Here is a 25867-nt window from a genome sequence, read left to right as displayed (position 1 = left end):
GAGCCTGCAATGCATCAAATGACTCTGGCCGAGATCGCCCGCGGTCTCGCCGATAAAAAGTTTTCCTCCGAAGAGCTGACCAAAGTCCTGCTGGCGCGCATCACCCAGCTCGATCCGCAGCTCAACAGTTTCATCAGCCTCACCGAAGAGCTGGCGCTCGAGCAGGCGAAAGCCGCCGATGCACGCCGGGCCAACGGTGAGAGCGGCGCCCTGCTCGGCGCGCCGATCGCTCACAAAGACCTGTTCTGCACCCAGGGCATTCGCACCAGCTGTGGCTCGAAGATGCTCGACAACTTCAAGGCTCCGTACGACGCCACCGTGGTTGCAAAACTGGCGGCTGCCGGCGCTGTGACCCTGGGCAAGACCAACATGGACGAATTCGCCATGGGTTCGGCCAACGAGTCGAGCTGGTACGGCGCGGTGAAAAACCCGTGGAACCTGGAACACGTGCCGGGCGGTTCGTCCGGCGGTTCGGCGGCGGCAGTAGCCGCTCGTCTGTTGCCTGCGGCCACGGCCACCGACACCGGCGGCTCGATCCGTCAGCCAGCTGCGTTCACCAACCTCACCGGCCTGAAACCGACCTACGGTCGTGTTTCGCGCTGGGGCATGATTGCTTACGCCTCCAGCCTTGATCAGGGCGGCCCGTTGGCGCGCACCGCCGAAGACTGCGCGATTTTGTTGCAAGGTATGGCCGGCTTCGATCAGAACGACTCCACCAGCATCGATGAGCCGGTGCCGGATTACTCCGCAAGCCTCGGCGACTCGCTGCAAGGCCTGCGCATCGGCGTGCCGAAGGAATACTTCAGCGCCGGTCTCGACCCGCGCATCGCCGAGCTGATCCAGAACAGCATCAAAGAGCTGCAGAAGCTCGGTGCGGTGATCAAGGAAATCAGCCTGCCGAACATGCAGCACGCGATCCCTGCGTACTACGTGATCGCGCCGGCAGAAGCGTCTTCGAACCTGTCGCGTTTCGACGGCGTGCGTTTCGGCCATCGCTGCGAGCAACCGAAAGACCTGATCGACCTGTACAAGCGCTCCCGTGGCGAAGGCTTCGGCGCGGAAGTGCAGCGCCGGATCATGGTCGGTGCCTACGCGCTGTCCGCCGGTTACTACGACGCCTACTACCTGAAAGCGCAGAAGATCCGTCGCCTGGTGAAGAACGATTTCATGGCTGCCTTTAATGAGGTCGACATCATCCTCGGCCCAACCACGCCGAACCCGGCCTGGAAACTCGGCGCTAAGAACAGCGACCCGGTCGCTGCCTATCTGGAAGACGTCTACACCATCACCGCCAACCTCGCGGGCCTGCCGGGCCTGTCGATGCCGGCCGGTTTTGTCGACGGTCTGCCGGTGGGCGTGCAGTTGCTCGCGCCGTATTTCCAGGAAGGTCGCCTGTTGAACGTTGCCCACCAGTATCAGCTCAACACTGACTGGCACACCCGCACCCCAACCGGCTTCTGAGGAGACACACATGCAATGGGAAGTCGTGATCGGGCTGGAGATTCACACTCAGCTCACTACCCGGTCGAAAATCTTTTCCGGTAGTTCCACCACATTCGGTTCCGAGCCGAACACTCAGGCCAGCCTGATCGACCTGGGTATGCCCGGCGTTCTGCCGGTGCTGAACCAGGAAGCGGTGCGCATGGCGGTGATGTTCGGTCTGGCGATTGACGCCGAGATCGGTCAGCACAACGTGTTCGCGCGCAAGAACTACTTCTACCCGGACCTGCCGAAGGGCTACCAGATCAGCCAGATGGAGTTGCCGATCGTCGGCAAGGGCCACCTGGACATCGCCCTGGAAGACGGCACGGTCAAACGTGTCGGCATCACCCGCGCGCACCTGGAAGAAGACGCCGGCAAGAGCCTGCACGAAGAGTTCAACGGTGCCACCGGCATCGACCTGAACCGTGCCGGCACACCGCTGCTGGAAATCGTGTCCGAGCCGGACATGCGCAGCGCCAAGGAAGCCGTGGCTTACGTCAAGGCGATCCACGCGCTGGTACGTTATCTGGGGATCTGCGACGGCAACATGGCCGAAGGCTCGCTGCGTTGCGACTGCAACGTGTCGATCCGTCCGAAAGGCCAGGTTGAGTTCGGCACGCGCTGCGAGATCAAGAACGTCAACTCGTTCCGCTTCATCGAGAAGGCGATCAACTCCGAGATCCAGCGTCAGATCGAGCTGATCGAAGACGGCGGCAAAGTGATCCAGCAGACCCGTCTGTACGATCCGAACAAGGACGAGACCCGTCCGATGCGTTCGAAAGAGGAAGCCAACGACTACCGTTACTTCCCCGATCCGGACCTGCTGCCGGTGGTCATCGAAGAGTCGTTCCTCGGCGAGGTGCGCGCCACTCTGCCGGAACTGCCACCGCAAAAACGCGAGCGCTTCCAGAGCCAGTTCGGTCTGTCGGCGTACGACGCCAACGTGCTGGCCACCAGCCGTGAGCAAGCGGACTACTTCGAGAAAGTCGCAGCCATCGGCGGCGACGCGAAACTGGCGGCGAACTGGGTGATGGTCGAGTTGGGCAGCCTGCTCAACAAGCAAGGCCTGGACATCGACGAGTCGCCGGTTTCCGCTGAACTGCTGGGCGGCATGCTGCTGCGCATCAAGGACAACACCATCTCCGGCAAGATTGCCAAGGTTGTGTTCGAAGCGATGGCCAACGGTGAGGGCAGCGCAGACGAGATCATCGAAAAACGTGGCCTGAAGCAGGTTACCGACAGCGGCGCGATCTCGGCCGTGCTCGACGAAATGCTCGCGGCCAACGCCGAGCAAGTTGAACAATACCGTGCGGCTGATGAAGCCAAACGCGGCAAGATGTTCGGCTTCTTTGTCGGTCAGGCGATGAAAGCGTCGAAAGGCAAAGCCAACCCGCAGCAAGTGAACGAACTGCTGAAAAGCAAGCTCGAAGGCTGATTCTGGCCCCGCGCTCGGGGATCGTTCCCACGCTCTGCGTGGGAATGCCGCCCCGGACGCTCCGCGTCCATTGCGGTGTGACGCAGAGCGTCACGGGATGCATTCCCACGCTGGAGCGTGGGAACGATCACTTTGGAGTATCTGAATGAAACGTCTGCTCGGCGCCTGCGCCCTGCTCTCCTTGCTGGCCGGTTGCGCCAGCACCGACATTATCGACCCGCACGGTTACGACCAGACCGGTGTCGCCTCTTATTACGGTGCCAAGCACCACGGTAAACGGACCGCCAGTGGCGAGCCGTTCAACCAGAATTCCCTGACCGCCGCCCACCGCCAGCTACCCTTTGGCACGCGGGTGAAGGTCACCAACCTGAAAAACGATGAATCTGTTGTGGTCCGCATCAACGACCGTGGCCCGCATACCCGTGGACGCCTGATCGATGTGTCCCGTGAGGCCGCCGAACAACTCGGCATGCTGCGCAGCGGCACCGCGCGGGTTCGCGTGCAGGCTCTCGACGACTGATGGAGCGCTGACCATTTTCGGATTAGCCGATTTACCCCTGATCAGCGTGATCGAACTGCTCGCCGGCCTGTGCCTGCTGATCTTCGGCGCCGAACTGATGGTGCGCGCGGCGGTGCGCCTGGCAGCACGCCTGCATGTGCGACCGCTGATCATCGGCCTGACCATCGTCGCCCTCGGCAGCAGCGCGCCACAAATGGCCGTGAGCCTGCAAGCGGCGCTGGCGCATAACCCGGACATTGCCGTAGGCAGTGTGGTCGGCAGCAGCATCTTCAATATCCTTGTCACCCTAGGGCTTTCCGCGCTGATCATTCCTCTGCGCGTCTCGCGGCAACTGGTGCGCCTGGATATTCCGCTGATGATCGGTGCCAGCCTGCTGGTATTCGTACTGGCATGGAATGAAGAGATCGGGCGCTTCGACGGCATCCTGTTGTTGGCGGCTTTGGCGTTGTATCTCGGTTTACTGCTGCGCCAGTCACGGCATTCGACGCGACCGCATTCGGAACATCCTGAAACGGCGCAAGCCTCGTGGTTCAGCAGCCTGTTAATGATCGTTATCGGTCTGGCGATGCTGGTGTTTGCCGGGCATCTGCTGCTGGGCGCCGCGGTTGTGGTAGCTACTGATCTTGGATTCTCCGAGCGCGTCATCGGCCTGACCGTGGTGGCCGTCGGCACGTCGCTGCCGGAACTGGCTACGTCATTGATCGCAGCCTTGCGCGGACAACGCGACATCGCCGTCGGCAACGTGATCGGCGCCAACCTGTTCAACCTGCTCGGGGTGCTCGGCCTGACCGCATTGATCGCACCGACGCCGCTGTCGGTGTCGCCGAACGCACTGGATTTCGACTTGCCGGTGATGCTCGGCGTTGCCGCACTGTGCCTGCCGGTGTTCTATTCCGGCTACCGCGTGACGCGCGCCGAAGGTTTGCTGTTGCTCGGTTTGTACCTGGCGTACGGGCTGCACGTGGTGTCGTTTACCACCGGCATGCCGCTGGCCGGCAAGCTTGAGCGGCTGATGCTGTTTTATGTCTTGCCGACGCTGTTGACGTTCCTGCTGTTCACGTCGATCCGCGCCTGGCGCCGCCAACACCACAAGAGTGATAAACCATGACCGAATCGAAGAAGTCCGGGGTTGAAGTCCGCCGCCAGGTAATGGGCGATGCGTTTGTTGATCGCGCGCTGGGCAACGCCACCGAGTTCACCCAGCCGTTGCAGGATTTCGTCAATGAACATGCCTGGGGTGGCGTGTGGAATCGTGAAGGTTTGCCGCTGAAAACCCGCAGTTTGATCACCCTCGCCGCGCTGACCGCATTGAAGTGCCCGCAAGAGTTGAAAGGTCATGTGCGCGGCGCGCTGAACAACGGCTGCACGGTGGACGAGATCCGTGAGGCGTTGCTGCATTGCGCAGTGTATGCCGGCGTGCCGGCGGCGATCGATGCGTTTCGGGCAGCGCAGGAAGTGATCGACAGTTACGAGAAAAGCTAAAAGATCGCAGCCTTCGGCAGCTCCTACATGGAAATGCGGTCTCCTGTAGGAGCTGCCGCAGGCTGCGATCTTTTGATCTTGCCTTTATATCCACCCACCCCACTGCAAAACGAAGATCCCGACGTTGGTGGTAATCGCCGCCATCAACGTGGTCATTACGATAATCGCCGCCGCCAGTTCATGATTGCCCTGCGCCGCCCGCGCCATGACGAAACTTGCCGCCGCCGTCGGGCTACCGAAATACAGAAACAGAATCCCCAACTCCGCCCCACGAAAGCCCCACAACCACGCCCCCAGGGTCGCCAGCACTGGCAAACCAACCATCTTCACCAGACTCGAACTCAGCGCCATGTTGCCGCTCTTGCGCAGCGCCGCCAGCGACAGAGTGCCGCCAATGCAGATCAGCGCCAATGGCAAGGTGGTCTGCGCCAGATACTGGCCGGAAGTTTCCAGCCAGCCCGGCAAACCGATCTTGAAATAGGCAAACGGTGCTGCCGCAATCACGCTGATGATCAACGGATTGCTGAACACGCTTTTGCAGATGCTCCACGGATCGGATTTGATCACCGGGCTGTATACCGCGAGCACGATGGTCGACAGCGTGTTGTAAAACAGGATCACCAGCGCCGCGAGAATCGCCCCGAGGGAAATCCCGTAATCGCCGTACATGCTCGCCGCCAGCGCCAGACCGATCACGCCGTTATTGCCGCGAAACGCGCCCTGGGTGTAGATGCCGCGATCTTCGCGCGGGCATTTGAAAATCGCCCAGCCCCAGGCCAGGGCAAAACTCACCAGCGTGGCGAGGGAAAAGTAGATCAGCAGGGACGGTTGCAACGCGGCGTGCAGGTCGGCATGCAGAATGCCGAGGAACAGCAGCGCCGGCATGGTGACGTTGAACACCAGCGACGAGGCCGTGTGGATGAAGTTGTCGTTGATCCAGTCGATGCGCTTGAGCAGCACACCGAGAAACAGCATGGCAAAAACCGGCGCGGTGATGTTCAGGGTTTCGAGAAAGATTGCCAGCATGCCGGGGAGCCTTGGGTGAGCGTCGTTAGGGGGCTAATGATAAGCCAAAAGCTTGAAAAGCCCCTCACCCTAACCCTCTCCCCGAGGGAGAGGGGACTGACCGAGGTGTTTTGCGGCATACATCGACCTGCAAGACCGAGTCGATTATGGATTCGGCAAAGCACTTTCAGGTCGATGTACTTCTTAAATATTCCCGGATCGGCCCCCTCTCCCCCCGGGAGAGGGATGGGCGGGCGGCGTTCCGATGAGGGTAGCTTTTACTCCCCCCTTCAAAAAACCATCAGGTAATCGGCGCCGGATTGAACAACGTAATGTCGTTATGCAGCTTGTGCTTCTCCGCCCATGTCTGCTGCTTGCCGCTCGCCACATCCAGGTAATAGTGAAACAGCTCCCAACCCAACTCCTCGATGGTCGCCCGCCCGGTAGCAATCCGCCCGGCGTCGATATCGATCAGATCCGGCCAGCGCTGCGCCAACTCCGTACGCGTCGAGACCTTCACCACTGGCGCCATCGCCAAACCATACGGCGTACCCCGCCCGGTGGTGAACACATGCAGGTTCATCCCCGCCGCCAACTGCAACGTCCCGCAAACAAAATCACTCGCTGGGGTCGCACAGAAAATCAAACCCTTCTGCTTGAAGCGCTCGCCAGGGCCAAGTACGCCATTGATTGCGCTGCTGCCGGACTTGACGATCGAACCCAGCGACTTCTCGACAATGTTCGACAGCCCGCCCTTCTTGTTGCCTGGCGTGGTGTTGGCGCTGCGATCCGCTTCGCCCTTGGCCAGGTAACGGTCGTACCAGTCCATCTCGCGCACCAGCTCCTCGGCAACGGTTTTGCTTTCGGCGCGTGAAGTCAGCAGGTAAATCGCATCGCGCACTTCGGTGACTTCGGAAAACATCACCGTCGCCCCCGCCCGCAACAGCAAATCCGAGGCGTAGCCCAGCGCCGGGTTGGCGGTGATGCCGGAAAACGCATCGCTGCCGCCGCACTGCATGCCGAGGATCAACTCGGACGCTGGCACGGTTTCGCGGCGGCGCTGGTCGAGTTTCTTCAAACGGACTTCGGCCAGCGCCATGATCTGCTCGATCATCTCGGTGAAACCGTGACTGGAATCCTGCAAGCGATACAGCCACGGATCGCTGAGATCCACCGAAGCATCGTCCTCGTGCATGACCTGCCCGGCCTGCAATTTCTCGCAGCCCAGACTGATCACCAGCGCTTCACCACCGAGGTTCGGGTTGCGCGCCAGGTTGCGCACGGTACGAATCGGGATGTAGGCGTCGGTGGCGGTAATCGCCACGCCGCAGCCATAGCTATGAGTCAGCGCCACCACATCATCGACGTGCGGATACTTCGGCAGCAGCTCTTCCTTGATGCGTTTTACCGCGTGATCAAGCACGCCGGTGACGCACTGCACGGTCGTAGTGATGCCGAGAATGTTGCGCGTGCCGACGGTGCCGTCGGCGTTGCGATAACCCTCGAACGTGAAACCTTCCAGCGGTGCCTGCGCGTCCGGCACCTCGGTGGACAGCGGCAAGCTGTCCAGCGGCGGCGCGGTCGGCATGCGCAGTTGATCTTCCTTGACCCAACTGCCTCGGCGAATCGGCTGCAACGCGTAGCCAATCACCTGACCGTAGCGAATCACCTGGCCGCCCTCGGGAATGTCTTCAAGGGTGACCTTGTGGCTCTGCGGCACAAATTCCAGCGTCACCAGGCCATCGGCAAATTCAGTGCCGGCCGGAGCGCCCTGGTCGTTGACCACGACCACCACATTGTCCCGCTCGTGCAGGCGGATGTGGCGCGGCGAGTCGGAATGTTCAATCAACTGCATGACGCCGCTCCTCAGGAATGCGCTTGAGACAATTTACCGGTGGCTTCAGTACCGCCATTGGTTGGCGGCTCTTTGAGGACCACACGTTTGATCGGGCCAACGATGACCAGATAGCTGAACACCGCGACCAGTGCGTTGGCACCGACAAACACCAGCGCCCATTTGAAGGAGCCAGTGGAGCTGATGATGTAGCCAATCACGATCGGCGTGGTGATCGATGCAATGTTGCCGAAGGTGTTGAACAGGCCTCCACTCAGGCCGGCGATCTGTTTTGGCGAAGTGTCGGAAACCACTGCCCAGCCGAGTGCACCAACGCCTTTGCCGAAGAAGGCCAAAGCCATGAAGCCAACGACCATCCATTCCACTTCAACATAGTTGCAGGCAACGATGCTGCTGGAAACCAGCAGGCCGGCAATGATCGGCGCTTTGCGCGCGAAGGTCAGCGAGTGGCCCTTGCGCAGCAGATAGTCGGAAATCACCCCGCCGAGTACGCCGCCGATAAAGCCGCAGATTGCCGGTAACGAGGCAATGAAACCGGCCTTGAGAATGGTCATGCCACGCTCTTGCACCAGATACACCGGGAACCAGGTCAGGAAGAAATAGGTGATGCCGTTGATGCAGTACTGGCCCAGATACACGCCGAGCATCATGCGATTGGTCAGTAACTGACGGATGTAATCCCACTTCGGACCGTCGGACTTTTTGCCCTTTTGGTCCATATCGACCATGCCGCCGTTTTCAGCGATGTGTTTGAACTCGGCTTCGTTGATACGCGGGTGTTCACGCGGGCTGTAGATCACTTTCAGCCAGACCAGCGAGAAGATGATCCCGAGAATCCCCATAACGATGAACACGTGCTCCCAGCCAAAGGAGTAAACGATCCAGCCCATCAGCGGTGCGAACAACACGGTGGCAAAGTATTGCGCCGAGTTGAAGATCGCCGAAGCGGTACCGCGTTCAGCGGTCGGGAACCACGCGGCGACGATGCGCGCGTTGCCGGGGAACGAAGGCGCTTCAGCCAGGCCCACGAGGAAGCGCAGCATGAACAGCGCAACGATGGCGGTGGACATGCCGAACTCACCGACAAAGCCTTGCAGCACGGTGAACAGCGACCAAGTGAAAATGCTCAGGGCATAGACTTTTTTCGAGCCGAAGCGATCGAGCAGCCAGCCGCCGGGAATTTGCCCGGCCACATAGGCCCAACCGAATGCGGAGAAGATATAGCCGAGGGTGACCGCGTCAATGCCCAGATCTTTTTGCAGGCTGGAGCCGGCGATGGCGATCGTGGCGCGGTCGGCGTAGTTGATCGTGGTCACCAGAAACAGCATGAGCAGGATCAAATAGCGGACGTGAGTCGGCTTGGACGATTGCATGTAGATGTACTCCCACTGATTATTTTTATGCGCGGGTGAATCTTCTTTGGTCTTGCATCTATTCCCTGTAGGAGCTGCCGAAGGCTGCGATCTTTTGATCTTAAAAGATCGCAGCCTTCGGCAACTCCTACAGGGGTATTGCCTTATCAGGAACCGATGTAGCTGGTCTTCACGACCGTGTAGAACTCTTGCGCATAGCGGCCTTGCTCACGTGATCCATAGGATGAACCTTTACGGCCGCCGAACGGAACGTGGTAATCGACGCCAGCGGTCGGCAGGTTGACCATCACCATCCCGGCTTGCGAATGACGTTTGAAGTGGTTGGCGTACTTCAGCGAGGTGGTCGCAATACCCGCCGACAGACCGAACTCGGTGTCGTTGGCCATCGCCAGCGCCGCGTCGTAATCGGCCACGCGAACAATGTTGGCCACCGGGCCAAAGATTTCTTCGCGGCTGATGCGCATCGACGCTTCACTGTCGGCAAACAGGGTTGGCGCGAGGAAGTAGCCTTCGGTGTCGCAGGTCACCAAGCCACCGCCGCTGACCAGACGCGCACCTTCGGACTGGCCGATATCGATGTACTTCATGTCCTGTTCCAGCTGCGCTTGCGAAACCACTGGGCCGATATCAGTGCCGGATTTCAGCGCGTGGCCGACCTTGATCGACTTCATGCGCTCGGCCATGGCTTCGACGAATTTGTCGTGGATCCCGGCAGTCACGATCAAGCGGCTCGACGCGGTGCAACGCTGGCCGGTGGAGTAGAACGCGCTCTGCACCGACAGCTCGACCGCTTGTTTGAGGTCGGCGTCATCGAGAATGATCTGCGGGTTCTTGCCGCCCATTTCCAGCTGAACCTTGGCCTGGCGCGACACGCAGTTGACCGCGATCTGACGACCCACACCCACCGAACCGGTGAAGCTGATGCCGTCGACTTTCGGGCTCTGCACCAACGCATCGCCAACCACGCGACCGCTGCCCATCACCAGGTTGAACACGCCAGCCGGGAAACCTGCGCGGGAAATGATTTCCGCCAGTGCCCAGGCGCAGCCCGGAACCAGATCGGCGGGTTTCAATACCACGCAGTTGCCGTAGGCCAGGGCCGGGGCGATTTTCCACGCAGGAATCGCGATCGGGAAGTTCCACGGGGTGATCAGACCGACCACGCCCAGCGCTTCGCGAGTCACTTCTACATTGACGCCCGGACGCACCGAAGGCACGTAGTCGCCGGACAAGCGCAGGCATTCACCGGCGAAGAATTTGAAGATGTTGCCGGCGCGGGTCACTTCACCGATGGCTTCGGGCAGGGTCTTGCCCTCTTCCCGGGCCAGCAGGGTGCCGAGCTCTTCGCGACGGGCGAGAATTTCGCTGCCGACTTTATCCAGCGAATCGTGACGGGCCTGAATGCCCGAAGTCGAGTACGCCGGGAACGCGGCGCGGGCGGCGTCGATGGCGGCGTGAACCTGAGTCAGATCAGCCTTGGCGTAGTCGCCGATGGTGTCGCTCAGTTCCGAAGGGTTGATGTTGGCCGAGTAGTCGGCACCGGCAACCCATTCACCGTTGATGTAGTTGTCGTAGCGTTTTGCAGTTGTCACAGGGGCAGCCCTCACATCTCAAAGCCTTCACGCAAAAAGCCGCTGATTGCTCAGCGGCCTCGCTTTTATCGGGTGTTACTGCGCACCTTGCTTGTCGATCAGCGCGGCGAGCATTTCGTACTCTTCGCCGGTCAGATCGGTCAGCGGCGCCCGCACCGGGCCTGCGTCATAACCGGCGATTTTCGCGCCTGCCTTGACGATGCTCACGGCGTAACCGGCCTTGCGGTTGCGGATGTCGAGGTAAGGCAGGAAGAAGTCGTCGATGATCTTACCGACAGTGGCGTGATCTTCACGGGCGATCGCGTGGTAGAAGTCCATCGCGGTTTTCGGGATGAAGTTGAACACCGCCGAGGAGTAAACCGGCACGCCCAGCGCCTTGTAGGCAGCGGCGTAGACTTCGGCGGTCGGCAGACCACCCAAGTAGCTGAAGCGATCACCGAGGCGGCGACGGATCGACACCATCAACTCGATATCGCCCAAGCCATCCTTGTAACCGATCAGGTTCGGGCAGCGCTCGGCCAGACGTTCCAGCAGCGGCGCGTTGAGGCGGCAAACGTTGCGGTTGTAGACGACCACGCCGATGTTGACCGATTTACACACGGCTTCAACGTGAGCGGCAACGCCGTCCTGGCTGGCTTCGGTCAAGTAGTGCGGCAGCAGCAACAAGCCTTTGGCGCCCAGACGCTCGGCTTCCTGAGCGTATTCGATGGCCTGGCGAGTCGAACCGCCGACGCCGGCCAGAATCGGCACGCTGGTTTCGCAGGTGTCGACGGCAGTCTTGATGATTTCCGAGTATTCGCTGGCGGCCAGGGAGAAGAACTCACCGGTGCCGCCGGCGGCGAACAAGGCTGAAGCGCCATACGGAGCCAGCCATTCCAGGCGTTTGATGTAGCCCGCGCGGTTGAAATCACCCTGCGCGTTGAAATCGGTCACCGGGAAAGACAGCAGGCCGGCAGAGAGGATGGACTTCAGTTCTTGTGGATTCATTATTCGAACACCCTGGTAGCAACGTTTTTTGTGATTGGTCCGTTCAGCCTTCGCTGAAGTTGTAGGTCATCGTACAACTTAAAAGATAACCGTCAACTGCATTTCATCGTTGGGGGTGTTTTTTTGTCGGACAAAAGTGTTTAAGCCAAATGGCGAATCAGCGTAAAGGCCCGTTTTTACTGGGCTACATTGCAGAAATGTCTGGTCAAGATTCGTTTACTGAGCGCAGCTACCACGCCGGGTAAGGTGCGACGACTGCCACGAAGGATCGTGGCGGACCACCGAAGGAAACCGAAATGTCCACGAATTACGCTGCCCCGACCCTTTCGCAAATCGCCGCTTCGTCCTCCGACATCCTCACGCTTCAGCTATCGACACTGCCCGATGTGTTGACCGCACTCGTCCCGGATTCCAGCGACTTCCCGGCGAACTGGAGCGTTTACCCGATTCTCGGCGACGACCCGGAAACGCCCCTGTGGGCAGGCGAAGAAGTGGATACCGGCACCTGGGACGATGCCGAAGACGAGATGGAGAAACTAATGGGGATCGAATTGCAGATCCCCAAAGAGGCACTGCGTCCGTACCTGAACACGGATGTCGAATTGCGCTACAAGTTTGTCGATGAGTCGAGTATGGAGCCGTTTTCGCAGGTGTTGATGTTGCGGATCGAGGCCTGACGGCTTAACCCCGCTGCGCCTGCGCCTCTTCATGAGCCTGGCGCAGTCTTTCACGGCTGTTGGTCAGGTGCAGACGCATCGCCGCACGCGCCGCATCGGAATCCTGACGGGCAATCGCGTCGTAGATTTCTTCGTGCTCACGGCTCAGGCGACTCATGTAGTGCTGTTGGTCATCGTGGGCCAGTCGTGCCGAATTCAGCCGCGTACGCGGAATGATGCTGGTGCCCAGGTGGGTCATGATGTCGGTGAAGTAACGGTTGCCGGTGGACAGCGCGATTTCCAGATGGAAGGCAAAGTCCGAAGCAACAGCATCACTGGCATGGGCAGCGCTTTCGTTGAGCGCATCAAGGGCGGCACGCATGGTCGCCAGTTGCTCGGCGCTGCGACGTTGCGCGGCAAGGCCGGCAGATTCCACTTCAAGGCTGATGCGCAATTCGAGAATCGCCAGAACATCACGCAGGGTAACGACGGTGGCCGGGTCGATGCGGAAACCACTCGGGCTTGGCGTGTCGAGCACGAAAGTGCCGATGCCGTGGCGGGTTTCCACTTGCCCTGCAGCCTGCAAACGCGAGATCGCCTCGCGCACCACGGTGCGGCTGACGCCATGGGCTTCCATGATCGCCGACTCGGTAGGCAGTTTGTCACCGCGCTTGAGCAGGCCATCGCGGATCTGCTCGCTCAGCACCGTCACCAGTTCCTGGGCCAGGCTGCGGCGCTTGCGCGGGAGACGCGGGGTGTCGATCAGGTTTTCCATGGTGTGCATCTTGTCTCGAAAATTCGGCTTGTGGGCATGATAGCTCAAGCGGGTTGTACGATCACTTTCCGGTTTACATCGCTTTATGTAGGAGTGAGCCTGCTCGCGATGACGTCCGCACATTCAGCATCAATGTGACTGACCCAACGCTATCGCGAGCAGGCTCACTCCTACAGGGGGTTAGCGGTGATCAGGCGGTCACGGTCTGTTCAACCAAATGGCCGCTGTCGATCCGCACGTGCCGTGGATGGAAGCGTTTCAAGCTGCTGCGATGGCCAACGCTGACAATACTCAGCCCCGGCAACTGATCGATCAGCGCCTGATACAGCGTCGCTTCATCCTCTTCATCCATCGCCGAAGTCGCCTCATCCATGTACAGCCACTGCGGTGCATAAAGCAACGCACGGGCGAAAGCCAGTCGTTGCTGCTCACCCGGCGAGAGCATGCGTTGCCAGTGATTGGCCTCGTCCAGTCGCCCAATCAGATGCGGCAAGCGGCAGGTTTCCAGCACTTGTGCATAACGCTCCGGCGCGTAACTGTCGCCCGGCTGTGGGTAACTCAACGCCTCGCGCAGAGTGCCGATCGGCAGATACGGTTTCTGCGGCAGGAACAGATACCGCGCCGCCGGCAAACGAATGTTGCCGTGCCCCGCCGGCCACAAATGCCCCATCGCCCGCAGCAGCGTCGACTTGCCGCTGCCGGAACGGCCGCTGAGCATCACCCGCTCACCGGGTTCCACAGTCATATCGGCATTGGTCAACAGATGGCGACCATCGGCCAGATCCAGACCGAGGTTGTGCACCTTCAATTCGCTGCCCTGATTCTGCACATCGATGGCCGGGGTGCGTTCTTCGTTGTTGCTCATCGCATTGCGGAAACTCAGCAACCGGTCACACGTAGCGCGCCACTCTGCCAGTCCCTGATAAGCACTGATGAACCAGCTGAAGTTCTCTTGCACATTGCCGAAGGCCGAGTTGATTTGCATCAGCTCACCGAGTTCGATTTTGCCGCTGAAGTACCGTGGGGCAGCCACCATGAACGGAAAAATGATCGCGATCTGCTCATAACCCGAGGTAAAAAACGTCAGCCGCTTGGACACTCGCATGATGTCCCAGAAATTGTGCCAGACCAGCCCGAAACGGTTACTCAGGCGCCGGTTTTCATTCGGTTCGCCGTTGTACAAGGCGATACTCTCTGCATTCTCGCGAACCCGCACCATCGAGAAACGCAGGTCGGCTTCAAAACGTTGCTGGTTGTTGTTCAAACCGATCAGACGCCTGCCAATCAAATGCGTCAGCCAACTACCAATCACCGCGTACACCAATGCACACCAGAACATGTAACCGGGAACCGTGAAACCGAACACCTCAATGCTTCCGGAAACGCCCCACAGGATGATCGAGAACGACACCAGACTGACGACTGTGCGGATCAGACCCAAGCCAAGGGCCAGTGTGTTGGCCGTGAATTTATTAAGGTCTTCGGAGATCCGCTGGTCCGGGTTATCGGTATAGCCACCCTGCTCCAGCTGGTAGTAGTTCTTGTGCTCCAGCCACCGGGTGAAATGCTTTTCGGTGAGCCAGGCACGCCAGCGGATGGTCAGCATTTGCGTCAGATACTGGCGATACACGGAGCCGAGAATCGCCACCGCCGCGATACCGCAGAAATACAGGATCAACTGCCAGAAGGCCGCCTCGTCCTTCTTCTGCAAGGCGTTGTAAAAATCCTTGTACCAACTGTTGAGCCACACCGCGATCCATACGCTGAACAGCGTAAGCGCGATCACGGCAATCAGCAGCGTCCAGGCCTTGCCCTTCTCTTCGCTGCGCCAGTAAGGCGTGATCATCGCCCAAACCTTGCGAAAAAACTGCCCGCGCACAGCATCGTTGACCGCGGAATATTCAGCGTTCTGATTCATGGATAAGGCTCGAAATAGGAAAGAACAGACACGCACCGATCATAGATGATCGGTGCGTTTTATCGCGAGGGCTGGCGATAGTCGTTCAGCGCAGGTTCAGCGACGAACCGGGCGCTTCTGCAGTTTGCGCTGCAGGGTGCGGCGGTGCATGCCCAGGGCGCGGGCAGTGGCGGAGATGTTGCCTTCGTGTTCGGTGAGTACACGCTGGATGTGTTCCCACTGCAGGCGATCGACCGACATCGGGTTTTCCGGCACCAGACTGTCGAGGTCGGCGTGCTCGGAGAGCAACGCAGCCAGCACATCGTCGGCGTCGGCCGGTTTGCACAGATAGTTGCAGGCGCCGCGCTTGATAGCCTCGACGGCGGTGGCAATGCTCGAGTAACCGGTGAGGATCACCACGCGCATTTCCGGGTCCAGCTCCAGCAGTTTGGGCAGCAGCACCAGGCCGGAGTCGCCGTCCATTTTCAAGTCGAGCGCGGCATAATCAGGCAGGTCTGCCTGGGCGATGGTCAGGCCTTCTTCGGCCGAGCCGGCAGTGCTGACGCGAAAGCCACGACGAGCCATGGCACGGGCCATTACTCGGGTGAACGTTGCGTCGTCGTCGACCAGCAGCAAATGCGGCAGTTCTTCGCCTTCGACTTGGATTTCGTCACTCATGTTGGTCTCCTCGGGCGCCGTGGGGCAGGCGCAGCTCGGTGAGCGTGCCGCCTTCCTCATGACTATAGAGTTTCACTGAGCCGCCGGCGCGTGTCACGCTGGCCTTGCTCAAAAACAGGCCCAGGCCGAAACCTTTGCCCTTGGTGGTAAAAAACGGTTTGCCGATTTGCTCGGCGATGGCCAGCGGCACACCGGCGCCGTGGTCACGAATGCTGATGGTCACGGTTTCCGCGTCCCAGTCCAGGGTCACCTTGAGGTTTTCCGGGCAGGCGTCGGCGGCGTTGTTGAGCAGATTCAACAGCGCCTGAGTCAGGTCCGGCGGCGGCGCCATGCGCGGCACAGTGCCTTGGCCGAGGCGGTGGAAGCGATAACTGGCCTCCGGACGCATCAGATGCCAGCGGTTCAGCGCTTCGTCGAGCCAGTCAGTGACGTCCTGCATCTCGACAGCCAGACGCCGGTTGGCTTCGGCGGCCCGCACCAGTTGTTGCAAGGTCTCCTTGCAGAGTTTGACCTGATCCTGCAGCACCTTCAGATCGTCCTGCAGCATCGGGTCGGGATGGTCCTGCTGCATTTCCTTGAGCAACACGCTCATGGTCGCCAGCGGCGTGCCCAGTTCATGGGCAGCGCCAGCGGCCTGGGTGGCGACGGCGAGCAATTGCTGATCGCGCAGACCTTCTTCACGACGGATCGCCCGTAACTCTTCCTGACGGCGCAGCTCCTCAGCCATGCGCGCGGCGAAGAAGGTGATCACCGCAGCGGCCAGCGCAAAGCTCAGCCACATGCCGTAGATCTGCAGGTTTTCACGGGCGACCGGCAAGGTTTCCAGCGGATAGAAACGCGTCAGCATCACGGTGTACAGCGCCAGCGCGATGCCGGACAGGATCACCGAATAGCGCCATGGCAGCGTCACGGCGGCGATGGTCAGCGGCACCAGGTAGTAGGAAACAAACGGATTGGTCGAACCGCCGGAGAAATACAGCAGCGCACTGTGGATCACCAGATCACAGGCCAGTTGCAGCGCATATTCGAGTTCGGTCACCGGCCACGAAGTGCGCAAACGCACGGCAGTGAACACGCAGAGCAGCGTCGAGCAGCCAAGGGTCATCGCCAGTTGCACCCACGGCAACGGCAACAATTGCAGCCAGTAGGCCAGGCCTACGGAGCCAGCCTGCGCGGCGAGCACCAGGGTGCGGATGAAAGTCAGCCGCCAGAGGTTCTGGCGAGTGGCGGAAGTCAGTTGTACGGGGGCGAGCATGAGCTCTCCTGATGAGCGCTCCAGGCGGATCGCACGGAGTATAACCAACGCGCGGCCTTGAGAGGCGAAAGTGCGGCAAACGACCACATGGCGGAAACATCTTCGGCGGCTATAAGGACGCCTTCGCGAGCAGGCTCGCTCCCACCTTTGAAATGCATTCCCCTGTGGGAGCGAACCTGCTCGCGAAGGGCTGCGCAGCAGCCCCGGCCATCTGTATAGAAGTTGTAACTGGGCGAACCGGATCATAAAAGCTAGAGTCTGATGGTTTCACGCAGGCCCCCGAACCATCACCTGCGCCCTCATCAAGGAGCTTTCATGCACACATTTCGCCGCAGCGCCGCCCTTCTCGCCCTGACCGTCGGCAGCATCGCCAGCCTTCCGGCCCTGGCCGCCGATGAGCTGCACTACAACCAGATTTCCCTGCGCGCCGAAGTCAGCACGGAAGTGGCCCGCGACCTGATGATCGTCACCCTCTACACCGAAGAACAAAACACCGACCCGGCCAAACTCGCCGCCGACGTCAGCACCACCATGAACAAGGCCATGGCCCAGGCCAAGCAAGTCAAAGACATCACCTTGCGCCAAGGCAGCCGCAACAGCTACCCGATCTACGACACCAAAGGCCAGAAGATCACCGGCTGGCGTGAACGCGCCGAACTGCGCCTGGAAAGCGCCGACTTCGCCGCCCTGTCCAAACTCACCGGCGAACTGCTGGGCGACCTGAAAATGGGCGGCATGGACTTCGCCATCGCCGACCCGACCCGCAAATCCAGTGAAGACCAGTTGCTCAAAGAAGCAGTGACCGCCTTCAAGGCCCGCGCCCAACTGGCCACCGACGCACTGGGCGGCAAGGGCTACAAAATCGTCAACCTGAACCTCAACAGCAACGGTTATCCGCAGCCGTACCTGCGCGCACCGATGATGATGAAAGCGGCGGCGATGGATTCGGCGCCGGTGACACCGGAAGTTGAAGCGGGCACCAGCCAGGTGAGCATGACGGCAGATGGCTCGATTGAAGTGTTGATGCAGTGATTTGATCTGCGCTGAATGAAAAACCGGCGATCAGAGCATGGTCGCCGGTTCCACCCTACAACCCCCGCAAAGCAGGCGACAACGTTGATAGGTCAGACAAGCCTTCTACTGTTCTAGAGGTTTAAGTCCCAATCGCATCGACGATGCGCTGTGCATCTTCCCTCGTAGCGCATAACTGTGAATAAGGGGTTCCGTCCTTATAACAAACTTGAAAGCGGGAGGCGCCCCATTCATATTCGTAAATCTTGAAGGCTTTGTAGTCAGTAATAATCGGATAACTCATGGTCAAGTCCTTATGTGTTTTCGTTCAAGCCTCTAAGTCGCTCCTTGCAGTAGCGGAACGTACTCGGCTTGAAGAAATACTCAGGCGCATTGGAAAGATTATCTACTGTCATAAATTACAGGTTTTCGGTGAACTTCATATCGAATTGAAATAAGCCATTGAGTCAAGCATTCATCTGCTTATGAAACCAAAAAACCGGGCCGTTACTGGTGACAATCACCATTCTTGTACCTGGAATTTCTGGTGAATGAACCGGCTCCATAGCGAGCACGCTCGCTCCTACAAGGGGAACGCGTTCCACCTGTGGGAGCGAGCCTGCTCGCGAAGAACGATAAAGCGGTCTCAGGTCTGCGGATCAACCCGATCCAGCGCCCGATTCACCGCCAACTCGGCCAGCATAATGATCTGCTGAATCGCCAACGCCGTATTACGCTCGGGCCGACCCAGTTGATCGGCAAAGTTACCGGTTAACGTGTTCGCCGACGCCAGTGACTCACAGGCATGCGTCAGCAGGCTTTCGGTGTCGATGTTCGGCTGGATCAGGAACATCGTGCTGGGCTGCCGGGGTTTGACCGGGTCGGGGCTGAGGTAGAAATCCAGGGCGCGTTTGATGGCTTCGCGGGTTTTGATCTGGTCTTCGGCGCGGATGGCGTCTTCGAGTGGGGTATCGAGGGGTGGGTCAGGTATCAATTTATCCATGGAAAATTTCCTTATGAACTGACGCCATTCATTTCCGATCTCACTCGAGAAATGAGGTGGCAACTATGTACGGAGTGAGATTACCGGTAAGGAAACCAACCCGGCCGGACAAAAGTCCGCCCGTACATAGCCGCCATAAAAACTACTGACAGCATGAGCTGGCGGCGATTATGGAGGGGCTTGTGCAGGTTTCCAAATTCAATAACCGGGAATCTCACCTCCCGATCGCTGAGTCTTCAGCGACACCCAGAGCCTAAAGAGCGCACGTCCGACGGACAACCTGAAAACCTTGTGGGAAGGTTCTGGTTATTTGCATCAGATTTAAACAGCCAAAAGCCAACCCTCACCCTAGCCCTCTCCCAGAGGGAGAGGGGACTGACCGTGTTGTTTGGGAGAGTTACGCCGACGTGCGATTGCCGTGTTGAACTCAGATTCTGAAACAGATCAAAAGCCCCTCACCCTAGCCTTCTCCCATAGGGTGAGGGGACTGACCGTGTTGTTTGGGAGAGTTACGCCGACGTGCGATTGCCGTGTTGAACTCAGATTCTGAAACAGATCAAAAGCCCCTCACCCTAGCCTTCTCCCATAGGGTGAGGGGACTGACCGTGTTGTTTGGGAGAGTTACGCCGACGTGCGATTGCCGTGTTGAACTCAGATTCTGCAACAGATCAAAAGCCCCTCACCCTAGCCCTCTCACAGAGGGAGAGGGGACTGACCGTGTTGTTTGGGAGAGTTACGCCGACGTGCGATTGCCGTGTTGAACTCAGATTCTGAAACAGATCAAAAGCCCCTCACCCTAGCCCTCTCCCGGAGGGAGAGGGGACTGACCGAGTTGTTTGGGAGAACTACGCCGACGTGCGATACCGCGTCGAACTGAGGCTTTGAAAAACACACAAATCGGCCCCCTCTCCCTCCGGGAGAGGGCTGGGGTGAGGGGCGAATCCACCAAAAAACCAAAGCCGAACACCCGCTCTTCACCACTCACTAGGCCGAGTGTCAGCTCGCCTGCTTTTGATCTTGATCCACGGGCGACGTCGGAAGGCTGAGCGGAGGGATTGATCCGGGCGTGGGAGCGCAGCGACCGTTTGGCGAAGCCAAACACAGCGGGAGTAGGTGCAGCGAAGCAAACCGGAGACGCTGCGCCCGGATCGTTCCCGCAGCGAAGGGACCCCGAGCCCCAGCGAGCGGGCCGCACGTAGGAGCAAGCGTTTTTTGCTTACTTTTTTTGGCGTTTGAAAAAAAGTGAGTCGCCGTAAGGGCGAAACCCTAAGCCGCCGTTACCGCACCAACGGATATACACACAAGCGCTAGATATACCGAGATAGACACTTCAACAGGAAAAACGATATTTCCGCCAACACCCCCGCCCCAGCTACTCTTCCACGATTACCACCGCCGATTCCCCGGGGACCCCATGCCAAGATCCACCCTAAAACCGCTCTTGATCTCCCTCGCACTAACCGCCATAGCCCCAATCGCCAACGCCGCCACAACCCTGGTCTACTGCTCCGAAGCCAGCCCCGCCGGCTTCGACCCCAGCCAATACACCAGCGGCACCGACTTCGACGCCTCCGCCGAAACCGTCTTCAACCGCCTCACCCAATTCAAACGCGGCGGCACCGACATCGAACCCGGCCTGGCGACAAAATGGGACGTCTCCAGCGACGGCCTGCAATACACCTTCCACCTGCGCCAAAACGTAAAATTCCACACCACCGACTACTTCAAACCCACCCGCGACTTCAACGCCGACGACGTCCTCTTCACCTTCCAGCGCCTGCTCGACCCGGATAACGCCTTCCGCAAGGCCTACCCCGCCGAGTCCCCGTACTTCACCGACATGGGCCTCAACACCACAATCAAATCGGTAGAAAAAATCGACGAGCAAACCGTGCGCTTCAACCTCAACAACGTCGACGCCGCCTTCGTGCAAAACCTCGCCATGAGCTTCGCCTCGGTGCAATCTGCCGAATACGCCGCGCAACTGTTGAAGGAAGGCAAAGCCGCCGACCTCAACCAGAAACCGATCGGCACCGGCCCGTTCGTGTTCAAGCGCTACCAAAAGGACTCGCAAATCCGCTACGCCGCCAACACGGCCTACTGGAAACCCGAAGACGTGAAGATCGACAACCTGATTTTCTCGATCACCCCGGACGCCGCCGTGCGCCTGCAAAAACTCAAGGCCGGCGAATGCCAGGTCAGCGGCTACCCACGCCCGGCCGATATCGAAGTGATGGAAAAAGACCCGAATCTGCGCGTGCTCAAACAGGCCGGTTTCAACCTCGGTTTCCTCGCCTACAACACCACCCACGCGCCACTCGACCAGCTCAAGGTGCGACAGGCGCTGGACATGGCCATCGACAAACCGGCAATCATCAAAGCCGTCTACCAAAGCGCCGGCCAGCTGGCCCAAAACGCCTTGCCGCCGGCGCAATGGTCGTATGACCCGAACATCAAGGACGCTCCCTACGACCCGGCAAAAGCACGGGTGCTACTGAAAGAAGCAGGGGTTGCGCCGGGTACAACCATCAACCTTTGGGCGATGACAGTGCAACGCGCCTCAAACCCGAATGCGCGGATGTCGGCGCAGATGATCCAGCAGGATTGGGAGAAAATCGGCATCAAGGCCAACATCGTCAGCTACGAATGGGGCGAGTACATCAAACGCGCAAAAAATGGCGAACACGACGCCATGATCTATGGCTGGACAGGTGACAACGGTGACCCGGACAACTGGCTGGGCGTGCTCTACAGCTGCGCGGCGGTAAAAGGCAGCAACTACGCCAAATGGTGCGATCCGGCCTACGACAAACTGGTGCAACAGGCCAAGTTGTCCACCGACAAAGATCAACGGGTAAAACTGTATCAACAGGCGCAACTGATCCTCAAACAGCAGGTGCCGATCACACCGATTGCCAACTCCACGGTGTTCCAGCCGCTGCGCAAGGAAGTCACTGACTTCCGGATCAGCCCGTTCGGTCTAACCCCCTTCTATGGCGTGGGTATAAATAAGTAACACCAAGCCCCAAGGCGGCGCGCACAACGTGACCAGCGCACCGTTTTGGGGCTTCATTTGCACCGTAAAAACCACCCGCAAACGGTCAAATGCGTCAGAAGTTATACAGATGCGACATTAAGGTACGTTCGTGCCACGCTTTGAGGCCAGCAGTCGTTCTGGATCTTGCAATGGGTATGGCCCCTGCATAAGTATCCGCAGGCACGACTCACGAGGTCGTACCTCACAACTAAAAAATGACAACAAATCATGAGGCCAACATGCTTAAACACGCGGTCATTCCGTTTTTAGTCGGCGCAGGCTTGTTAGCCTCCGCACCTTTCGCATCCGCTGCGACTAACCTGGTGTTCTGCTCCGAAGGCAGCCCGGCCGGTTTCGACCCAGGCCAGTACACCACCGGAACCGACTTCGACGCCTCAGCCGAAACCATGTTCAACCGTCTGACCCAGTTCGAGCGCGGCGGCACCGCCGTGATTCCTGGTCTGGCGACCAAGTGGGACATCTCCGATGACGGCCTGACTTACACCTTCCACCTGCGTGAAGGCGTCAAGTTCCACACCACCCCGTATTTCAAGCCGACTCGTGAGTTCAACGCCGACGACGTGCTGTTCACCTTCAATCGCATGATTAACAAGGATGACCCGTTCCGTAAGGCGTACCCGACCGAATTCCCGTACTTCACCGACATGGGGATGGACACCAACATCACCAAGATCGATAAAGTCGACGACCACACCGTCAAGTTCACTCTGAAAGAAGTTGATGCCGCGTTCATCCAGAACATGGCGATGAGCTTCGCCTCGGTACAGTCCGCCGAGTACGCAGCGCAGCTGCTGAAAGAAGGCAAGGCTGCCGACATCAACCAGAAGCCGATCGGCACTGGTCCGTTCGTGTTCAAGAGCTATCAGAAAGACTCCAACATCCGTTACACCGGCAATAAGGATTACTGGAAGCCTGAGGATGTGAAGATCGACAACCTGATCTTCGCCATCACCACTGACCCGTCGGTACGTATTCAGAAGCTGAAAAAGAACGAGTGCCAAGTCACCCTGTTCCCGCGTCCGGCCGATCTGAAAGCGCTGAAAGAAGACAAGACCCTGAAGATGCCTGACCAGGCTGGCTTCAACCTGGGTTACATCGCCTACAACGTGATGGACAAGGTCAAGGGCAGCAACGAGGCCAACCCGCTGGCAGACCTGCGCGTACGTCAGGCGCTGGACATGGCCGTCAACAAGCCACAGATCATCGACTCGGTTTACCAGGGCGCCGGCCAACTGGCCGTCAACGCTATGCCGCCGACCCAGTGGTCTTACGACACCACCATCAAGGACGCCAAGTACGATCCTGAGAAAGCCAAGCAACTGCTGAAGGAAGCTGGCGTCAAGGAAGGTACCGAAATCGTTCTGTGGGCGATGCCGGTGCAGCGTCCGTACAACCCGAACGCCAAACTGATGGCTGAAATGCTCCAGTCCGACTGGGCCAAGATCGGCTTGAAAGTGAAGATCACCAGCTACGAATGGGGCGAGTACATCAAGCGCTCCAAAGGTGGCGAGAACCAGGCCATGATCATTGGCTGGAGCGGTGACAATGGTGATCCGGACAACTGGCTGAACGTGCTGTTCGGTTGCGACTCGCTCAGCGGCAACAACTTCTCCAAGTGGTGCGACAAGAAGTTCGATGGCCTCGTCAAAGAAGCCAAGCGCACGACCGATCAGGGCAAGCGCACCGAACTGTACAAACAGGCGCAACACGTCCTCAAAGATGCAGTCCCTATGACACCTATCGCTCACTCGACGGTGTACCAACCCATGCGCGCCAACGTGCAGGATTTCAAGATCAGCCCATTTGGCTTGAACTCCTTCTACGGCGTCAGCGTCAGCAAATAAGGCACTGCAGCGGCGACGTTTTTAACGTCGCCGTTGTTTTACCTGCCGGGAAGCTAGGAAATTGCCTACAACCAATTCCGCTGCGGATTACCGCAGAGGTATAGGACGCGTCGCCTTTTCCTACGAGATTTAAGGCATTTACGCATTTACTGCCAGAACCGCGGCCCCTACCGTCGGGTACTGACCAGTGTCTGCGTGGGCCACCGGTTTGCCGTACGTACTGGATTGAGCTCGATGCAACCAAAACGTCTCTGGATGAGGTGACGGTGCATTGAACAACACTAAAAAAAGAGGGAGCGTCATGCGCCATACCTTGATTTATTCCGCATTGCTGGGTGCCGGCCTGTTGGCCGCCTCGTCCGCCAGTTTCGCCGCCAGCAAAAGTCTGGTGTTCTGCTCTGAAGGCAGCCCGGCGGGCTTTGACACTGCGCAGTACACGACAGCGACCGATAACGACGCCGCAGAACCGATCTACAACCGTCTGGTCGAGTTCGAAAAAGGCGCGACCAATGTCGTTCCGGGCCTGGCAACCACGTGGGACATTTCCGAGGACGGCCTCAAGTACACCTTTCACCTGCGTGAAGGTGTGAAATTTCATACAACGCCGTACTTCAAACCAACCCGCGATTTCAACGCCGACGACGTGCTGTTCACGTTTAATCGCATGCTCGATGCCCAGCAACCTTTCCGTAAGGCGTACCCCACCGAATTCCCGTATTTCAACGGGATGAGCCTGAACAAGAACATCGCCAAGGTCGAGAAGACAGGGCCGCTGACCGTGGAGTTCACGCTCAACAGCGTCGACGCCGCGTTCATCCAGAACATCGCCATGAGCTTCGCCGCCATCCTGTCCGCCGAATACGCCGACAAGCTGCTGGCCGAAGGCAAGCCAAGCGACATCAACCAGAAACCGATCGGCACCGGGCCGTTCGTGTTCAAGAGTTATCAGAAAGACTCGAACATTCGTTACACCGGTAATAAACATTACTGGGATCCGAGCCGGGTCAAACTCGACAACCTGATCTTCGCGATCAACACCGACGCCTCGGTGCGCGTGCAGAAGCTCAAGGCTGGCGAATGCCAGATCACCTTGCATCCGCGCCCTGCCGATGTTGAAGCGTTGAAGGCCGACCCGAAACTGCAACTGATTTCCAAGCCGGGTTTCAACCTCGGCTACATCGCCTACAACGTTCGCCACAAGCCATTCGACCAGCTCGAAGTGCGCCAGGCGCTGGACATGGCGGTGAATAAACAAGGGATTCTCAACGCTGTTTATCAAGGCGCCGGCCAACTGGCCGTCAACGCCATGCCGCCGACTCAATGGTCCTACGACGACAGCATCAAGGACGCCGCCTACAACCCGGAAAAAGCCAAAGAGCTGCTCAAGGCTGCCGGCGTCAAGGAAGGCACCGAGATCACCCTGTGGGCGATGCCGGTGCAGCGCCCGTACAACCCGAACGCCAAACTGATGGCCGAAATGCTCCAGGCGGACTGGGCCAAGATCGGTCTGAAAGTGAAGATCGTCAGCTATGAATGGGGCGAGTACATCAAACGCACCAAGAACGGCGAGCACGACGTCAGCCTGATCGGCTGGACCGGTGACAACGGGGATCCGGACAACTGGCTCGGCACGCTGTACAGCTGCGATGCCATCGGCGGCAACAACTACTCCATGTGGTGCGATCCGGCTTACGACAAGCTGATCAAAGAGGCCAAGGTCGTCACCGACCGCGACCAACGCACCGTGCTCTACAAACAGGCTCAGCAATTGCTTAAACAGCAAGTGCCGATCACGCCTGTCGCCCACTCGACGGTCAACCAACCGTTAAGCGCCAGGATCGAGGGCTTCAAAGTCAGCCCGTTCGGTCGCAACGTGTTCTCGGGTGTCGGTATCGATTAAACCAGATGATTAGCCGCAATGCTGGGGGGCGCTGTCTAGCCCCTCACGCAAGCGCTTTG

21 protein-coding genes are annotated in these 25867 nt (G+C 59.0%); 10 read left to right on the top strand and 11 right to left on the bottom strand.

Going from position 1 to position 25867, the window contains the following annotated elements; genetic code table 11:
* Nucleotides 1–9 precede the first annotated feature (9 nt).
* From gatA to LOY43_RS04260, 5 genes are all read left to right on the top strand, one after another.
* Entirely contained in the window at nt 10–1461 is a 1452-nt protein-coding gene (gene gatA / locus LOY43_RS04280) for an Asp-tRNA(Asn)/Glu-tRNA(Gln) amidotransferase subunit GatA (protein WP_220557806.1), read from the top strand.
* 10 nt (nt 1462–1471) lie between these two features.
* Entirely contained in the window at nt 1472–2917 is a 1446-nt protein-coding gene (gene gatB / locus LOY43_RS04275) for an Asp-tRNA(Asn)/Glu-tRNA(Gln) amidotransferase subunit GatB (RefSeq protein WP_095125392.1), read from the top strand.
* Between the two features lie 145 nt (nt 2918–3062).
* Complete coding sequence (locus LOY43_RS04270; RefSeq protein ID WP_095112682.1) at nt 3063–3437, top strand: septal ring lytic transglycosylase RlpA family protein; 375 nt, start codon at nt 3063–3065, stop codon at nt 3435–3437.
* Between the two features lie 46 nt (nt 3438–3483).
* Complete coding sequence (locus LOY43_RS04265; protein ID WP_095049742.1) at nt 3484–4545, top strand: calcium/sodium antiporter; 1062 nt, start codon at nt 3484–3486, stop codon at nt 4543–4545.
* Nucleotides 4542–4919 (top strand): carboxymuconolactone decarboxylase family protein, encoded by a 378-nt coding sequence (locus LOY43_RS04260; RefSeq protein ID WP_007915345.1) that lies wholly within the window; start codon nt 4542–4544, stop codon nt 4917–4919. The genes LOY43_RS04265 and LOY43_RS04260 overlap by 4 nt, the downstream gene beginning before the upstream one ends.
* An 84-nt stretch (nt 4920–5003) precedes the next feature.
* Here LOY43_RS04260 and LOY43_RS04255 read toward each other — a convergent pair whose 3' ends face one another.
* The 5 genes from LOY43_RS04255 to kdgD all read right to left on the bottom strand — a co-directional run bounded on the left by LOY43_RS04255 (nt 5004) and on the right by kdgD (nt 11731).
* On the bottom strand, nt 5004–5945 hold the full coding sequence (locus LOY43_RS04255; RefSeq protein ID WP_016984178.1) for an AEC family transporter: 942 nt from the start codon (nt 5943–5945) through the stop codon (nt 5004–5006).
* Nucleotides 5946–6225: 280 nt separating this feature from the next.
* A complete protein-coding gene (garD, locus tag LOY43_RS04250) occupies nt 6226–7779 on the bottom strand; it encodes a galactarate dehydratase (protein WP_034154460.1) in 1554 nt (517 codons plus the stop codon).
* Nucleotides 7780–7790: 11 nt separating this feature from the next.
* Nucleotides 7791–9152, bottom strand: coding sequence for an MFS transporter (locus LOY43_RS04245; protein WP_095049741.1), 1362 nt, complete (start codon nt 9150–9152; stop codon nt 7791–7793).
* Between the two features lie 146 nt (nt 9153–9298).
* Nucleotides 9299–10744: an aldehyde dehydrogenase family protein gene (locus tag LOY43_RS04240; RefSeq protein WP_093435896.1), complete on the bottom strand. Its 1446-nt coding sequence runs from the start codon at nt 10742–10744 to the stop codon at nt 9299–9301.
* A 75-nt stretch (nt 10745–10819) separates the two neighbouring features.
* Nucleotides 10820–11731 (bottom strand): 5-dehydro-4-deoxyglucarate dehydratase, encoded by a 912-nt coding sequence (gene kdgD, locus LOY43_RS04235; protein ID WP_093435890.1) that lies wholly within the window; start codon nt 11729–11731, stop codon nt 10820–10822.
* A gap of 296 nt (nt 11732–12027) precedes the next feature.
* Between kdgD and LOY43_RS04230 the strand changes: the two genes are divergently transcribed.
* Nucleotides 12028–12408 carry a hypothetical protein gene (locus LOY43_RS04230; RefSeq protein ID WP_095049740.1) on the top strand — a complete coding sequence of 127 codons (381 nt, stop codon included), beginning with the start codon at nt 12028–12030 and terminating at the stop codon, nt 12406–12408.
* A 4-nt stretch (nt 12409–12412) separates the two neighbouring features.
* Here the strand turns inward: LOY43_RS04230 and LOY43_RS04225 are convergent, their stop codons facing one another.
* The 4 genes from LOY43_RS04225 to LOY43_RS04210 form a co-directional block, all read right to left on the bottom strand.
* Nucleotides 12413–13162, bottom strand: coding sequence for a FadR/GntR family transcriptional regulator (locus LOY43_RS04225; RefSeq protein ID WP_175559635.1), 750 nt, complete (start codon nt 13160–13162; stop codon nt 12413–12415).
* Nucleotides 13163–13352: 190 nt separating this feature from the next.
* Nucleotides 13353–15080, bottom strand: a complete 1728-nt coding sequence (locus LOY43_RS04220; RefSeq protein WP_095125389.1) for an ABC transporter ATP-binding protein/permease — start codon at nt 15078–15080, stop codon at nt 13353–13355.
* 96 nt (nt 15081–15176) lie between these two features.
* Nucleotides 15177–15737: a response regulator transcription factor gene (locus LOY43_RS04215; protein WP_003221630.1), complete on the bottom strand. Its 561-nt coding sequence runs from the start codon at nt 15735–15737 to the stop codon at nt 15177–15179.
* A complete protein-coding gene (locus LOY43_RS04210; RefSeq protein ID WP_038357512.1) occupies nt 15730–16992 on the bottom strand; it encodes an ATP-binding protein in 1263 nt (420 codons plus the stop codon). Before LOY43_RS04210 ends, LOY43_RS04215 begins: the two co-directional genes overlap by 8 nt.
* A 315-nt stretch (nt 16993–17307) precedes the next feature.
* On the opposite strand from LOY43_RS04210, the gene LOY43_RS04205 reads away from it, so the two are divergent.
* Nucleotides 17308–18024: an SIMPL domain-containing protein gene (locus tag LOY43_RS04205; RefSeq protein WP_258709249.1), complete on the top strand. Its 717-nt coding sequence runs from the start codon at nt 17308–17310 to the stop codon at nt 18022–18024.
* Nucleotides 18025–18145: 121 nt separating this feature from the next.
* Here LOY43_RS04205 and LOY43_RS04200 read toward each other — a convergent pair whose 3' ends face one another.
* Both LOY43_RS04200 and LOY43_RS04195 read right to left on the bottom strand, forming a co-directional pair.
* Nucleotides 18146–18307: a hypothetical protein gene (locus tag LOY43_RS04200; protein WP_176471283.1), complete on the bottom strand. Its 162-nt coding sequence runs from the start codon at nt 18305–18307 to the stop codon at nt 18146–18148.
* A gap of 342 nt (nt 18308–18649) precedes the next feature.
* Nucleotides 18650–19006: a DUF6124 family protein gene (locus tag LOY43_RS04195; protein ID WP_095049738.1), complete on the bottom strand. Its 357-nt coding sequence runs from the start codon at nt 19004–19006 to the stop codon at nt 18650–18652.
* A gap of 1414 nt (nt 19007–20420) precedes the next feature.
* Here LOY43_RS04195 and LOY43_RS04190 point away from each other — a divergent pair.
* From LOY43_RS04190 to LOY43_RS04180, 3 genes are all read left to right on the top strand, one after another.
* On the top strand, nt 20421–22022 hold the full coding sequence (locus LOY43_RS04190) for an ABC transporter substrate-binding protein (protein WP_095125388.1): 1602 nt from the start codon (nt 20421–20423) through the stop codon (nt 22020–22022).
* A gap of 260 nt (nt 22023–22282) precedes the next feature.
* Nucleotides 22283–23908 carry an ABC transporter substrate-binding protein gene (locus LOY43_RS04185; RefSeq protein ID WP_007917611.1) on the top strand — a complete coding sequence of 542 codons (1626 nt, stop codon included), beginning with the start codon at nt 22283–22285 and terminating at the stop codon, nt 23906–23908.
* Between the two features lie 301 nt (nt 23909–24209).
* Entirely contained in the window at nt 24210–25808 is a 1599-nt protein-coding gene (locus LOY43_RS04180; RefSeq protein WP_095049736.1) for an ABC transporter substrate-binding protein, read from the top strand.
* Nucleotides 25809–25867 lie beyond the last annotated feature (59 nt).

The sequence above is a fragment of the Pseudomonas sp. B21-041 genome, from assembly GCF_024748675.1.
Taxonomy (GTDB): Bacteria; Pseudomonadota; Gammaproteobacteria; order Pseudomonadales; family Pseudomonadaceae; genus Aquipseudomonas; species Aquipseudomonas neuropathica.
Note: the sequence above shows the minus strand (reverse complement) of the source record. Positions and strands in the feature narration are given on the sequence as shown.

Bases quoted from the DNA above. Each gene is read 5' to 3' on its own strand.
- kdgD (WP_093435890.1), bottom strand. From the start codon at position 11,731: ATGAATCCACAAGAACTGAAGTCCATCCTCTCTGCCGGCCTGCTGTCT.
- LOY43_RS04220 (WP_095125389.1), bottom strand. From the start codon at position 15,080: ATGAATCAGAACGCTGAATATTCCGCGGTCAACGATGCTGTGCGCGGG.
- gatA (WP_220557806.1), top strand. From the start codon at position 10: ATGCATCAAATGACTCTGGCCGAGATCGCCCGCGGTCTCGCCGATAAA.
- gatB (WP_095125392.1), top strand. From the start codon at position 1,472: ATGCAATGGGAAGTCGTGATCGGGCTGGAGATTCACACTCAGCTCACT.
- LOY43_RS04200 (WP_176471283.1), bottom strand. From the start codon at position 18,307: ATGAGTTATCCGATTATTACTGACTACAAAGCCTTCAAGATTTACGAA.
- LOY43_RS04245 (WP_095049741.1), bottom strand. From the start codon at position 9,152: ATGCAATCGTCCAAGCCGACTCACGTCCGCTATTTGATCCTGCTCATG.
- LOY43_RS04255 (WP_016984178.1), bottom strand. From the start codon at position 5,945: ATGCTGGCAATCTTTCTCGAAACCCTGAACATCACCGCGCCGGTTTTT.
- LOY43_RS04195 (WP_095049738.1), bottom strand. From the start codon at position 19,006: ATGGATAAATTGATACCTGACCCACCCCTCGATACCCCACTCGAAGAC.
- LOY43_RS04260 (WP_007915345.1), top strand. From the start codon at position 4,542: ATGACCGAATCGAAGAAGTCCGGGGTTGAAGTCCGCCGCCAGGTAATG.
- LOY43_RS04205 (WP_258709249.1), top strand. From the start codon at position 17,308: ATGCACACATTTCGCCGCAGCGCCGCCCTTCTCGCCCTGACCGTCGGC.
- LOY43_RS04270 (WP_095112682.1), top strand. From the start codon at position 3,063: ATGAAACGTCTGCTCGGCGCCTGCGCCCTGCTCTCCTTGCTGGCCGGT.
- LOY43_RS04185 (WP_007917611.1), top strand. From the start codon at position 22,283: ATGCTTAAACACGCGGTCATTCCGTTTTTAGTCGGCGCAGGCTTGTTA.
- LOY43_RS04180 (WP_095049736.1), top strand. From the start codon at position 24,210: ATGCGCCATACCTTGATTTATTCCGCATTGCTGGGTGCCGGCCTGTTG.
- LOY43_RS04230 (WP_095049740.1), top strand. From the start codon at position 12,028: ATGTCCACGAATTACGCTGCCCCGACCCTTTCGCAAATCGCCGCTTCG.
- LOY43_RS04215 (WP_003221630.1), bottom strand. From the start codon at position 15,737: ATGAGTGACGAAATCCAAGTCGAAGGCGAAGAACTGCCGCATTTGCTG.
- LOY43_RS04210 (WP_038357512.1), bottom strand. From the start codon at position 16,992: ATGCTCGCCCCCGTACAACTGACTTCCGCCACTCGCCAGAACCTCTGG.
- LOY43_RS04225 (WP_175559635.1), bottom strand. From the start codon at position 13,162: ATGGAAAACCTGATCGACACCCCGCGTCTCCCGCGCAAGCGCCGCAGC.
- LOY43_RS04190 (WP_095125388.1), top strand. From the start codon at position 20,421: ATGCCAAGATCCACCCTAAAACCGCTCTTGATCTCCCTCGCACTAACC.
- garD (WP_034154460.1), bottom strand. From the start codon at position 7,779: ATGCAGTTGATTGAACATTCCGACTCGCCGCGCCACATCCGCCTGCAC.